Origin of the sequence: Pseudoalteromonas sp. C2R02 (assembly GCF_018860845.1) — a bacterium.
Lineage (GTDB): Bacteria > Pseudomonadota > Gammaproteobacteria > Enterobacterales > Alteromonadaceae > Pseudoalteromonas.
This window is the reverse complement of the sequence record NZ_JAHKQC010000053.1, coordinates 1-13,154: the sequence shown is the minus strand read 5'-3', so window position 1 is coordinate 13,154 and position 13,154 is coordinate 1. Positions and strand designations below refer to the sequence as shown.

Here is a 13,154-nt window from a genome sequence, read left to right as displayed (position 1 = left end):
GGGCTATCCTCTTTCCACTCATCTGGGTGCCAAGAGTTAGCAACTGTGCGGAATACACGCTCTGGATGCGGCATCATTACTGTTGAACGACCATCTGTACTTGTAATAGCCGTAATACCTTCTGGCGAACCATTTGGGTTATTAGGGTATTGCATAGTAGGTTGGCCGTAGTTATCAACGTATTGTGCTGCTACAGTGCCACTAGCAAGCGCAGCTTTAACTGCTGCATCGTTAGCAAATTCTGCATGGCCTTCACCATGAGATACAGCAATTGGCATACGAGAGCCAGCCATACCAGAGAAGAATGCTGATGGATTTTCTTGAATTTCAACTAAGCTGAAACGTGCTTCAAAGCGTTCTGACTTATTAGTTACAAAACGTGGCCAATGCTCAGTACCTGGGATCAACTCTTTCAATGTTGAAAGCATTTGACAACCGTTACATACACCTAAAGATAGAGTGTCTTGACGGTTAAAGAATGTTTCAAACTCACCACGTGCGCGGTCATTGAATAAAATTGATTTAGCCCAACCTTCTCCAGCACCTAATACGTCACCGTAAGAGAAACCACCACAAGCAACTAAGCCTTTAAATTCTTCTAAAGATAAACGACCTTCTAAGATATCACTCATATGAACGTCTACAGCAGCAAAACCAGCACGGTTAAATGCTGCAGCCATTTCTACATGAGAGTTAACACCTTGCTCACGCAAGATAGCCATCTTAGGCGCGGCACCTTTAAGGATAAATGGCGCAGCCACATCTTCATTTAAATCAAAAGTAAGCTTAGTATTTAAACCTGGATCTTTAACATCAGCTTTTGCTTCATGCTCTTGCTTAGCACAATCAGGGTTATCACGTAGAGATTGCATTTGATATGTTGTTTCAGCCCACATAGTACGATATTCAGTACGTGTGTTTTCTAATACCACTTCGCCATTACGCGCAAAGCTAATAGTATCGGAATCATTTAATGAACCAATCTCATGAGTCATTGAAGCTAAACCATTCGCAGCTAATACTTCAAGTACTACTGCTTTATCAGCATCACGAACTTGAATTACACCACCAAGTTCTTCGTGGAATAATACTTCAATATCTGAACCAGTTAATGAATCTAAATTAACAGATACACCAGTATGACCAGCAAATGCCATTTCAGTTACAGTAGTGAATAAACCACCGTCAGAAATATCGTGATAAGCTAATAATTTTTCGTCAGCAACTAGTGACTGCATTGCTTCATAGAAGCCTTTTAATACTGCAGGGCTATCAACATCTGGCGTTGTTTCACCTAATTGCTTATAAACTTGTGCTAATGATGACGCACCTAAACGATTTTGGCCTGCACCTAAATCAATTAAGATTAGTGATGACTCACCTTTATCTGAGCGAAGCTCAGGAGTTACTGTTTTACGTACATCTTCAACACGGCCAAATGCAGTGATGATAAGTGATAATGGAGAAGTTACAGACTTATCTTCGCCAGCCTCATCCCATTGTGTTTTCATCGACATTGAATCTTTACCTACAGGGATAGTTAATCCAAGTGCAGGACATAATTCTTCACCTACCGCTTTAACTGCTTCGTAAAGACCAGCATCTTCACCAGGGTGACCTGCTGCTGCCATCCAGTTAGCTGAAAGTTTAATGTTCTCTAAACCACCAATATTAGTACCAGCGATATTAGTTAATGACTCAGCCACTGCTAAACGAGCAGAAGCACCGTAGTTTAGTAATGCAGCAGGTGTACGCTCACCTAGTGACATAGCTTCACCGTGGTAAGTATCAAATGCAGCTGCTGTTACAGCACAATCAGATACTGGAACCTGCCAAGGACCAACCATTTGGTCACGTGCAACTAAGCCAGTAACAGAACGGTCACCAATAGTGATTAGGAAAGTTTTTTCTGCAATTGCCGGTAAACGTAATAAACGTGCAGCAGCATCTTCAACTTTAATACCGTCAAAGTTGAATGCTTCACCTTGTGCAGTTTGTGTTTTAACATCACGGTGCATTTTAGGTGCTTTACCTAATAATACTTCTAGTGGTAAATCAACCGGATTATTATCGAAATGACTATCAGCAACAGTTAAGTGACGTTCTTCTGTCGCTTCACCTATCACTGCGTATTCAGCACGCTCACGCTTACAAATTTCTTCAAATTTAGCTAAGTTTTCAGGTGCAACAGCCATAACGTAACGTTCTTGAGATTCATTACACCAAATTTCATGTGGTGCCATGCCCGGTTCATCATTTGGTACATCACGTAGTTGGAAAATACCACCGCGGCCACCATCATCAACTAATTCAGGGAATGCATTTGATAAACCGCCAGCACCTACATCATGGATGAAAGCGATAGGGTTTTCGTCACCTAACTGCCAACATTTATCGATAACTTCCTGACAACGACGTTCCATTTCTGGATTTTCACGTTGCACTGAAGCAAAATCTAAGTTTTCGCTCGATTGACCTGATGCCATTGAAGATGCAGCGCCACCGCCTAAGCCGATGTTCATTGCAGGTCCACCTAAAGCAATTAGCTTAGCACCTACAGGGATATCACCTTTTTGTACGTGATCAGTACGAATATTACCTAAACCACCCGCAAGCATAATTGGTTTGTGGTAACCACGAACTTCTTCGCCATTATGACTATTTACTTTTTCTTCGTAAGTACGGAAGTAACCTAATAAGTTAGGACGACCAAACTCATTATTAAATGCAGCGCCACCTAACGGGCCTTCAGTCATAATATCTAATGCATTTACAATGCGACCTGGTTTACCAAAATCAGTTTCCCAAGGCTGTTCAAAACCAGGGATACGTAAGTTTGATACAGTAAAACCAACTAAACCTGCTTTTGGTTTAGAACCGCGCCCTGTTGCACCTTCATCACGAATTTCACCACCAGAACCTGTTGACGCGCCAGAAAAAGGAGCGATTGCAGTTGGATGGTTATGTGTTTCAACTTTCATCAAGATTTCAATGCCTTCTTGATGATAGCTATATTCGTTTTCACTATTTGGGAAGAAACGACCTGCTGTTGAGCCAGTCATAACCGCCGCATTATCTTTATAAGCTGATAATACGTTTTCAGGGTTTTTCTCAAATGTGTTTTTAATCATTTTGAACAGAGATTTAGGCTGTTCAACACCATCGATAGTCCAATCTGAATTGAAGATCTTATGACGACAATGCTCTGAGTTTGCCTGAGCAAACATAAATAATTCGATATCGTTTGGATTACGACCAAGTTTAATGAAGTTTTCAACTAAGTAATCGATTTCATCATCCGCAAGAGCAAAGCCTTGCTCAACGTTTGCAGCTGCTAATGCTTCACGACCGCCAGATAAAATGTCCACTGATGACATAGGAGCTGGCTCAGCAGTTGTAAATAACTGCGCTGCATCTTCTAGTTTAGTATGTGTTGCTTCTGTCATGCGATCGTGTAATAACGCAGTCACTTGTGCTAATTGCTCAGCAGTTAAATCACCTTCAACATAATATGCTGTACCACGCTCAACACGGTGAACTTGGCTCAAACCACAGTTATTTGCAATATTAGTTGCCTTAGAAGCCCAAGGAGAAATCGTACCAGGACGCGGTGTTACCAATACTAATGAACCTGCAGGCTCATGTTCGGCAACTCTCGGACCATAAGTTAATAGCTTTTGTAACTTCTCATTTTCAGCACTGTTTAACTCAGCTGTTAAGTCAGCAAAATGCATGAATTCAGCATAAACGCCAGTTACAGGTAGTTTTGCGTCTGCGCAAGTTTTTAGGATTTTTTGAACTCTAAAATCAGACAGTGCAGGTGCACCACGTAGAATCAACATAGATATTTTCATCCGGGGTTAGGAGTTGAACGATATTTTGAAGCCGCATTATAGTTGAAAATAACGTCAGGATCTAGCGAGTTTTCGGCATGAATACAGGACTTTAACTTGTCATTTGTGACAGGAAAAATATAACTTACTGAACTTACAATGGGATGGCTAGGTTCTGGTTCTAGGTTCTGGTTCTAGGTTCTAGGTTCTAGGTTCTAGGTTCTAGGTTCTAGGTTCTAATCAGAAGAATAGGGGTATGGATGTCATTGCCAAATTAAAAAACAATACTGTGACCTACATCTCTTAAGCAAGTGACAGCATATATCCTTTGCCACGAACGGTAACAATGCGCTTTTGCTCTTTTTCATCACCTAATTTTTTACGTAAACGGCCGATTAAAACATCAACTGTACGATCTGCAGGGCTCCAGTCTGGCTGACCTATTTCTTCTGAAAGCTTTTCTCTAGAAGTTGCTTTACCAGAATTTGAAATTAAACAAATTAAAACTTTGTGCTCTGCTTCTGTTAGACGGATCTCTTCACCATTGGCGATTAATGTACGGTGTTCAGGATGTAATTTAAAATTACCATATTCAATATATTCGTCTTCTTCTTCACCTTTATCATTGTTAGTAATTGCTAAGCGCTTACATAATGCACGCATTCTCAGCTCTAACTCTAATAAATCAACAGGCTTACAAATATAGTCATCAGCACCTTGCGCTAATCCTGCAATACGATCTGATTGAGAATCTCGACTTGATAGCACAATAACGCCAATATCTGTAAGAGTATTGAGCTCTTTGGCTAACAGTAAACCATCTTTTTCTGGTAATACGATATCTACAATTGCGAGGTGAATTTCTTTTGAGGAATTATTTTGGGCGCTTTGTACTATGCCTAATGCTGCTGCACCAGTCACATCAACAATAAAACTAAATTCAGAATCTAGAAAATGATTTTCAATTCGCTTAACTAAAAGCTCATCATCTTCAACTAACATTACTCGAATTGTCATATTGTTCCCGCACTCTCAAAATATCTTATTATAGTATCATCAATAAGGTGAAATATGGAAAATCGCTTGAGGTTAAATTGTTAGAATATGTAAGGAAAATAATACATAAGGCGAAATAGTTTACTCTTATAAACGATTCCGCCCAATATAGTTGAGCTTTTATACTATTGTTCCCAATAACCTTGGTCTAAACATTCCTCTCTTTCTGGTAAACCACGAGAAAGTCTTGGGGAATGTTGCACTAATACTTCATAACTTACACGGTTAGCATATTTACTAATTTGTGATAATGATGAATAAGTTAACGCTGTTTGTTGATGCTTACTGGAACTTGGCACATTTAACTTATGGTAAACATTAGAGCTTAAATCATGTAAAACCGCAGCTAAAGCGCCATCTCCAGCACCATTTGTATTTTTAATGGCATCTGGTCCGCCCATATACGGCGCACTATGCGTAAACGCTTTTATAGGTTCTTTACAATCACTTTTTAGCATAGCTCGAGAATATTCAAATTGATTAAAATCTGAAATAGCGCCTGGCATCAATGGGTGTTTAGTTGGGCGTTTCCAACAATCATCGATATAACCACCAATGAACATGCCTTGTGCACCTGCAGTACAAATCACTAAATCAACCCAATCTAAAGCTTTATCAGCCGCTAATAAAGGATCTTCAAAACCTGTTATAGCTAAGCCTTCTTCTTCATTCATAGCTAATATATCAACGTGTTCTTTAACGAAGTTTTGCCACCAAGTAGGATCTTGCTCAATTAAAAACTTAGTGCCAAGCGTTAAAACAACTGGAACACCGGCTTTATTTGCACATTTAACAGCCTTAATTGCAGCTTGAGTCATGGTATCGTCTTTTTCTGTACGCATTAGGTATGAGCTAATAACTAATGCTGCAGAACCAGCAATCAAGCTTTCATCGATCGATTCTGGGCGTAAACGATTCATTAAACCTGGGCTGATCGCGAATGTACGCTCACCTGATTCATCAATCAAAGTAAAACAGCGACCAATAGGACCATCGACACCTTGTAAGTATTCAAGATCAACACGACTAGAAGTATTGCTAATAAAACGATATGCATAGCTTCCAATTTTGATATTTTCACTCATAACACCTAATAATACCGAGCGATCATCAGCTAATACAGAATAGTTATGCATGGTGTTACCAATAGTGCCACCTGCAAATTCATAATTTACTAAATCTTTATCTTGAAGCTCTTGATATAAAGCATTAGTCGTTTCGTCATCAATTACCTGAGACATACCACGGTGCAAGCCAAATTTTGCGATAAAATCATTATCAACTTTCGCTTCTATATCTACAACAATTTGATCTATTCCTACAATATAGCTTCTTTGCAGTGAATTAGTACTTATCAACTTTTGAGTAAGTGGATCTTTATCTTCTACTGGAAAATAATGTTTATGCCTGCGGCGCCCAGGGAACTTCATAACAAACCTGTGTAGCTATTTTAAATAACAAAGCTGATAATTATAACGTAAATTAGGGCAGTTTATAAAGGCTTTAAGTCCTTTGAATAAATAAAGCTACAAAACAGATGATTACAAACATTTTTATAAAAACATTCTCACACAATCACAAAAAAGTTTATGTAAATATAAAACCTAATATAATAACCCCCTCCCTAAAAGAAAGAGAAAATTATGACTGAACAGCTTTTTGACGATGAATATTGGATGCATCAAGCACTCAAACTAGCAGACAAAGCAGAGTCAGAAGGTGAAATTCCAGTTGGTGCGATCATAGTTAAAGACAACAAAATAATAGCGACAGGTTGGAATCGTTCTATTTGCACGCATGATCCATCAGCACATGCTGAAATGCTAGCCGTAAGAGATGCAGGACAAAAACTCGAAAACTATCGGATGTTAGGATGCACTTTATACGTTACGTTAGAGCCGTGCTTTATGTGTGCTGGTTTATTGGTTCATAGCAGAATAGAACGTTTGGTATTTGGCGCCCATGATTTAAAAACGGGTTCTGCTGGCTCTCTTATGAACTTAGTTAATCATCCTGATTTAAATCATCAATTAGAAGTTACATCTGGTGTTTTAGCTGATGAGTGTGGTGATAAACTCTCTAGCTTCTTTAGGCGTCGTAGAAAAGAAATTAAAGCAAAGAAAAAAGCTCTGAAGAATAATGAGGATAATAACTTGTAATACTTCAAGCCAATTTGAACATCTATAAATCAGAAGTTACATCTGGTGTTTTAGCTGATGAGTGTGGTGATAAACTCTGTAGCTTCTTTAAGCGTCGTAGAAAAGAAATTAAAGCAAAGCGTGATCAACACGCTTCACTCGTTTGTTCTTTGCTTTCTGATTGCATTAAAGCAAACATTCTTTTTCTTAAGCTTATTTTACGCTGAGCATTTCTTATCATTATACGGCGCCTGATTGGTGTCGTATTAGTAATATTACGCTTAAATCTATGTGTATTTCGCCTTTTTAACATATTTTCTCCTAAAAGGTGAGAGTTGAGAAAATTCAAAGTATTAACTTTAGCAGAGATAAAGATTATTGATATTCAGTATATTGAATTTAGTGTACTGTTGTTCCTTAACAGTTTTATGAATTAAAATTGAAAGGCTTACTCTTTGCTGTTCGTACCATCATTATTATCTAACCAGACAAGTGTATCATAATATCGACGAATATTGTCAACGTAGGTCACAGCGACATCACCTCGAGCATAACCATAACGGACTTTTCGATAGTACCTTTTTTTAATTAATAAAGGTAAAAACTCTTTAACATCAACCCATTTATTTGGATTTTTATTAGCTTGCTCAGTCAGTTTTCTAGCATCACTTACATGTCCCCAACCTACATTATATGAAGCTAATGCAAACCAAAGTCTATCTGGGTATTGTATTTTATCTGGCAATCTCTTTAGAAGCCTGCTCATGTAAATACCTCCGCCACGAATATTTTGCTCTGGCTCTAGACGATTTGTCACTCCAACTTGCTTAGCTGTCGCTTGTGTGATCATCATAATTCCACGTACACCTGTAGGCGATTTTGCTCTAGGTTCCCACATGGATTCTTGATAGCTTAAAGCAGCTAATAAACGCCAATCTAAGTCTTTTGCATATTCTACAAACCAATGTTTATACTTAGGTAATTTGGTTTTAGTCGCTTTAATAAAAGACAGAGTATTTATGTAATTAAACTCTCTAACATGACCAAAATACTTTTCTTCTAATATATTCAGTTGACCATTTCTTTGTATCTCACCGAAAAATTCGATAAGTAAAGCGTAAAGAGAGTCATCCAAATTTTTCGCCATCATCCAAGCAACAGGTTCATTTTTAGTGACTGAAAATCCAATACTTAATTCAGGGTGATAGCGTCGAAATACCGCCAAAGAATTAGAATCCGCAATAGTGTAATCAATTTCATTATCAATAATTGCTTGCAATAATTCCGACTCATCCATTTCATCAGTTTCATTCCAACTGAGTTGATCAAACTTTTGCTTTGCTTCTACTAGACTATCTGAATGACTGCTTTTTGATAAAACAGTTAAATTTCCATTTAGCTGTGTAAAATTTCGAGGTCGTTTTCCGCCTTGTTTAAAAACAAGCTTTTGACTTATCTCACGATATTGAGGAGAGAATCGATATTGATTTAAACGCTCTTCGTTAATACTTAAACCTGAAGCAATAATATCTATATTACCGCTTTCTAATCTGGGAAATAAATCACTCAAGTTAAAAAATGGCACTATTTCAAGTTCAACACCAACAAAATCAGCAAAAGCCTGCGCAAGCTCAAATTCAAAACCTTGTTCTCCATCAGTGCTTTGATAGAAAGTACTCGCTCCCACTAAGGTGCCAATTCTAATTTTATTTTGAGTCGATATTTTTTTTAGCTGAGTTTGCCCATCAGGCTCAGAACAAGAGACCAAGAAAAAAACAAAAAAAATCACAAACCAACTTTTCAAAATAATTTACACCTCAGTTACCAAACAGCTATTTTATTACTCTGAAAATTTGCTAAATTTAATTCAAAGGGCGCCATAAAAAAGTTTTCTTGCCATGCTTTTTTAACTGCGGTTTCTTGGTAGTCTACAGCATCTTCAAATTTTCCTAACTTAGCAGATGCTGCAGCCATATATTCATATGCTCTAGGATCATCAGTTTCATCGGTAACTTCTTCAGCAAGAATAATTGCACTTTCGAGTTCTTTTTGATTATTAGAGTGCTTGGTATAAAATTCAGCTAAAAGCCTTTTAGCAATAATACTTTCACCTTGAGATGAAGATACTAGCCAATATTTCGCATTATTTATATCCTCTTCAGTAGGATCTGACATTCTCATAATACATTTAGCTGCTTGAGTTTGTGCGGGAGCATAACCACTATTAGCTGCAATTTTTAATAAACGCATATTACAATTAGCGCCTAATAAAAATAAACTTGGTTCATGCCCTCCTTTTGCTGCTTCTTTACGCCAATAACTGGCGATTTCATATTTTGATCTATTTGTTATAGATTTTAAGCTCACATGACTGCGATTAATATAATTAGAAAATGATTTATTTCGTTTGCTGTTATTGTAAAAGAACTTTGCTAAATAGGGTCCTTGAATTTCCATCACTTTTTGTGGTTTGGCAAACTTCAACTGCCAATCATTTATAGTAACTTCTGCATTTTGTTTTAAAACTGTTGGAATTTCAGAATGATTATGCGTTTCATAACGCGATACTTTCCCATCTTTTCCTAACCAAATTAAATAACTGAAATTATAGAAATCATCGTTTATATCACTGTTATATTTAAAAGCAGGTTGCGCATCATCTGATAACAACGCTTGTTCAGGCATATTATTAGCTTCAACTTCAGATTTAGCTAACGCCACTGCATAATCAGGCTGATCGCTCATTAGCTCTATTAAGTTTGCTAATTCAGCTTGTGCTGTAATATCTCCTGAACGTGCTTTTGCATATAATGATTTCTTTTTATTATTAATTCGCTCAAGGGTTTCTGCTGGAATATCTCCACCTTTAAACACACCTGAAAATTGTGCGTTGGTAAATTTTCTTAGTGAGCCTGATATTTTGATTATTTGATAACGTGAATTTTCTAATTTTTCAAGAACACTTTCACCAAACTCTTTTTCAGGATAAGAGCTAAGTAATACTAAATCTCTTGGAACGCCATTCCTATCAATATCAAAAATATATGATGCAAAACCAGGGATCCCATCTCTCGCTAACGATGATGGATATTCTATTTCTGGGTTTTTACTACGTTTAGGCGGAGGATTATAGCTATGGTTTTTAGTTAAAGCGATTTCAATATTTTTAGACCCGGTTTGACCATATAAAGCAATTAATTTAGCAGCATGTTTTTGTGCTTGTTGTAATTCACTTTCAGATAAACGCTTTATTACTGATTTTCGTGCTTGCTTGGCCATCATAAAGCCATTGTCTAATGCTAAAGAAAAATATGCATAAGCAGTTAATTTATTTTGTTTTACACCTTGCCCTCTTAAATACTGGACACCGAGATTAAACTGACTTTTAGAATGACCTAAAGATGCTGTTTGCTCATATAATTCAAAAGCTTTTTGATAATCTTGATTTAAATACGCATCCATTGCCTCAGTAGCATTAGCTAATAACATAGGACTGTTTAAAGTGGCAAAAATCAAACTAAATGTAAATACAAGCTTATTCAACGGAGACTCCTTGTTGTAGGTAATACGGGCTTTGAAAATATAATAGCGCAAAAGAAAAAGCCACTTGGATATTGATGTTAACAGGTGGTAAACGAAGGTGCAAATGAGAAGTTTACATGTTGTTTTAGCTGTGTGTGAACTAAGCTTAGATAAACCTACAAATATGAATCATAAAATTAACTTTATTTTGCGAGATGAGCGAGTAAACGTTCAAAGCAGCGATAACTTAATGCTTCTTTTAAATGTGCTATGTCTATAAGTTGGCAAGCATTTAAGTCAGCTATTGTGCGAGATACTTTTATTATTCGATGATATGAGCGAGGTGACAACCCAAGCTTTTCACTTACTTTTGCTAAATAATTCAATGACTCCTCATTCAATATACAATACTTTGAAATTTCCTTATTTGTTAAATGAGCATTAGCTTTATTTTGACGCAGTAATTGAAGCTTCCTAGCTTTGTCGACCCTATATTTAACTTGCTGACTAGTTTCACTTTTCTCTTGAGATTGTAGCTCTAAACTAGAAAGCTTTGGCAGTTCAACTTGTAAATCAACTCTATCAATGAAGGGACCTGAAATTTTAGATAAATATTTTAAGATCTGATCTGGGCTTGCTCTTTTATCTGTATGACATCCTGTTGGACTTGGATTTAAAGCTGCAATCAATTGAAACCTAGCAGGAAACTCACTTTGCCTTGCAGCTCGAGATATCATTACTTTACCTGTTTCCATAGGCTCTCTTAAACTATCAAGCACTTTACGATCAAACTCAGGTAATTCGTCAAGAAATAATACACCATTATGAGACAAGCTAATCTCACCTGGTTTAGGAGTTGATGAACCACCAACGAGAGCTACCGCTGAACATGTATGATGTGGATTTCTAAAAGGTCTTCTTTTCCAGTTTTGAAAATTAACTTGCTGACCCGTGATAGAGTATACAGCAGCTGTCTCTAACGCTTCACTATTTGCCATTTCAGGCATAATGCCTGTCATTCTTTGCGCTAGCATAGACTTTCCGGTTCCAGGAGGACCTAAAAAAAGTAAATTATGCGAACCAGCTGCAGCAATTTCTAAAGCTCGCTTGCCTTGTTGTTGACCTTTAACATCACAAAGATCAAATTCACTGTCTTGTTTCTTGATCTCAAATACATTTTTTTTGTTATAACTTTGATTTAACGGGAGGGATTGCTGACCATTAAGATCTAGCCAAACTTCCTGCAAACTTGTTACTGCTTTTCGAGCAGAGCTCTCAATCAAACTAGCTAATTCATCATCTTTTTGTGGAATAAAACAGCAACGATTTAAGCTAGTAGCAGCCATGATCGAAGGTAGAATGGCACTTACGGTCCTTACCTCACCACTCAGTGCTAATTCACCGTAAAATTCGTATTTATCTATATCTGCATTTTTTAATTGACCAGAGGCCAAAAGAATACCTACAGCAATGGATAGATCAAATCGACCACCATCTTTCGGTAGGTCAGCAGGCGCTAAATTAACGGTTATTCTTGTATCTGGAAATATAAATTGAGAGTTAACCAAGGCACTTCTAACACGATCTTTCGATTCTTTAACAGAAGTTTCAGGTAAACCTACTATATTAAAGCTAGGTAAGCCGTTACTTAGATGAACTTCAACGACAACTTCAGGGGCTTGCATACCCAGAAGTGCTCTTGAATAAGTTCTAGCAAAAGACATTCCTTGTCCTCATTTTGGAGAATTAAATTAAGTTTAGTAAAAATTATCAACAGTACAAACCAAAATACACCTTAAAACCTTATTAGTGATCTCATTTTGTCTTGATATGATGGAATACAGGTAAGCTCCAGCCCCACTTTATCGCCCCTAAACGTAATGATAAAGTTGCTAACATACTCAAAATCATAGCAACTTCAGTATTAACAGAGAAATTTAAACTTTGGGTATAAACAATACCGCCAAAAATACAAGTGGTTGCATATAGCTCACTTTTAAGAACCATAGGACTCTGTCTAGCAAGTACATCTCGAATCATACCACCAAAACAACATGTTATTGTGCCCATCAATACAGCGGTCATATCCTGAACGCCATAATCTAGCGCCTTTTGTACTCCCATAACAACAAAAAAAGCCAAACCCAATGCATCTGCTATTTCTAATGCTATTTGAGGAAAGTCTTTATTTTTATTGATCCAAACAATCGTAATAAATGCAGCAACAAAAATAGAATACAAATAGCTTTGATCTTGCAACCAAAATACAGGGGCATCTAAAATAACGTCACGAACTGTGCCACCCCCAATTGCTGTCACTGATGCTAAAACTACCACACCAAAACCATCCAACTTTTTACGATAGGCAACTAGAGTGCCTGATATAGCAAAAACAGCAACACCAATAAGATCAAACCAATGAAATAAAGAATCCATAAAGGCCAAAAATTAATTAAACAAAATAATGCAGCTAATATGCAATAAATAGAAATTGTTTACTAGGGATTATAGTGATTTGTGTAAACGGGAGGTATTTGAGTAACGCTCTAGTATAGAGTTAGGCTTTTTACTGAAATTATACGGGGTGCCAGCTGGGTATAATTTC

At 37.1% G+C, this 13,154-nt stretch carries 9 protein-coding genes; 1 reads left to right on the top strand and 8 read right to left on the bottom strand.

Annotation, left to right across the window (positions count from 1 at the left end; translation table 11 throughout):
• The 3 genes from purL to KO527_RS24680 all read right to left on the bottom strand — a co-directional run.
• The coding region (purL, locus tag KO527_RS24690; RefSeq protein WP_216042906.1) for a phosphoribosylformylglycinamidine synthase at positions 1-3,842 on the bottom strand (3,842 nt) is incomplete at its 3' end.
• Between the two features lie 294 nt (positions 3,843-4,136).
• Positions 4,137-4,850, bottom strand: a complete 714-nt coding sequence (locus KO527_RS24685) for a response regulator transcription factor (RefSeq protein ID WP_216042905.1) — start codon at positions 4,848-4,850, stop codon at positions 4,137-4,139.
• Between the two features lie 164 nt (positions 4,851-5,014).
• On the bottom strand, positions 5,015-6,319 hold the full coding sequence (locus KO527_RS24680) for an inosine/guanosine kinase (RefSeq protein ID WP_216042904.1): 1,305 nt from the start codon (positions 6,317-6,319) through the stop codon (positions 5,015-5,017).
• A 213-nt stretch (positions 6,320-6,532) separates the two neighbouring features.
• On the opposite strand from KO527_RS24680, the gene tadA reads away from it, so the two are divergent.
• On the top strand, positions 6,533-7,048 hold the full coding sequence (tadA, locus tag KO527_RS24675) for a tRNA adenosine(34) deaminase TadA (RefSeq protein WP_216042903.1): 516 nt from the start codon (positions 6,533-6,535) through the stop codon (positions 7,046-7,048).
• Between the two features lie 124 nt (positions 7,049-7,172).
• On the opposite strand, the gene KO527_RS24670 is transcribed toward tadA, so the two are convergent.
• From KO527_RS24670 to KO527_RS24650, 5 genes are all read right to left on the bottom strand, one after another.
• Entirely contained in the window at positions 7,173-7,340 is a 168-nt protein-coding gene (locus KO527_RS24670; protein ID WP_216042902.1) for a hypothetical protein, read from the bottom strand.
• A 135-nt stretch (positions 7,341-7,475) separates the two neighbouring features.
• Positions 7,476-8,816, bottom strand: a complete 1,341-nt coding sequence (gene mltF, locus KO527_RS24665) for a membrane-bound lytic murein transglycosylase MltF (protein ID WP_354668662.1) — start codon at positions 8,814-8,816, stop codon at positions 7,476-7,478.
• A gap of 32 nt (positions 8,817-8,848) precedes the next feature.
• A complete protein-coding gene (locus KO527_RS24660; RefSeq protein ID WP_216042901.1) occupies positions 8,849-10,570 on the bottom strand; it encodes an SEL1-like repeat protein in 1,722 nt (573 codons plus the stop codon).
• A gap of 182 nt (positions 10,571-10,752) precedes the next feature.
• Positions 10,753-12,273 carry a YifB family Mg chelatase-like AAA ATPase gene (locus KO527_RS24655; RefSeq protein WP_216042900.1) on the bottom strand — a complete coding sequence of 507 codons (1,521 nt, stop codon included), beginning with the start codon at positions 12,271-12,273 and terminating at the stop codon, positions 10,753-10,755.
• A 91-nt stretch (positions 12,274-12,364) separates the two neighbouring features.
• Positions 12,365-12,985: a trimeric intracellular cation channel family protein gene (locus tag KO527_RS24650; RefSeq protein WP_216042899.1), complete on the bottom strand. Its 621-nt coding sequence runs from the start codon at positions 12,983-12,985 to the stop codon at positions 12,365-12,367.
• Positions 12,986-13,154: the final 169 nt, after the last annotated feature.

Bases quoted from the DNA above. Each gene is read 5' to 3' on its own strand.
- KO527_RS24685 (WP_216042905.1), bottom strand. From the start codon at position 4,850: ATGACAATTCGAGTAATGTTAGTTGAAGATGATGAGCTTTTAGTTAAG.
- KO527_RS24680 (WP_216042904.1), bottom strand. From the start codon at position 6,319: ATGAAGTTCCCTGGGCGCCGCAGGCATAAACATTATTTTCCAGTAGAA.
- tadA (WP_216042903.1), top strand. From the start codon at position 6,533: ATGACTGAACAGCTTTTTGACGATGAATATTGGATGCATCAAGCACTC.
- KO527_RS24670 (WP_216042902.1), bottom strand. From the start codon at position 7,340: ATGTTAAAAAGGCGAAATACACATAGATTTAAGCGTAATATTACTAAT.
- KO527_RS24655 (WP_216042900.1), bottom strand. From the start codon at position 12,273: ATGTCTTTTGCTAGAACTTATTCAAGAGCACTTCTGGGTATGCAAGCC.
- KO527_RS24650 (WP_216042899.1), bottom strand. From the start codon at position 12,985: ATGGATTCTTTATTTCATTGGTTTGATCTTATTGGTGTTGCTGTTTTT.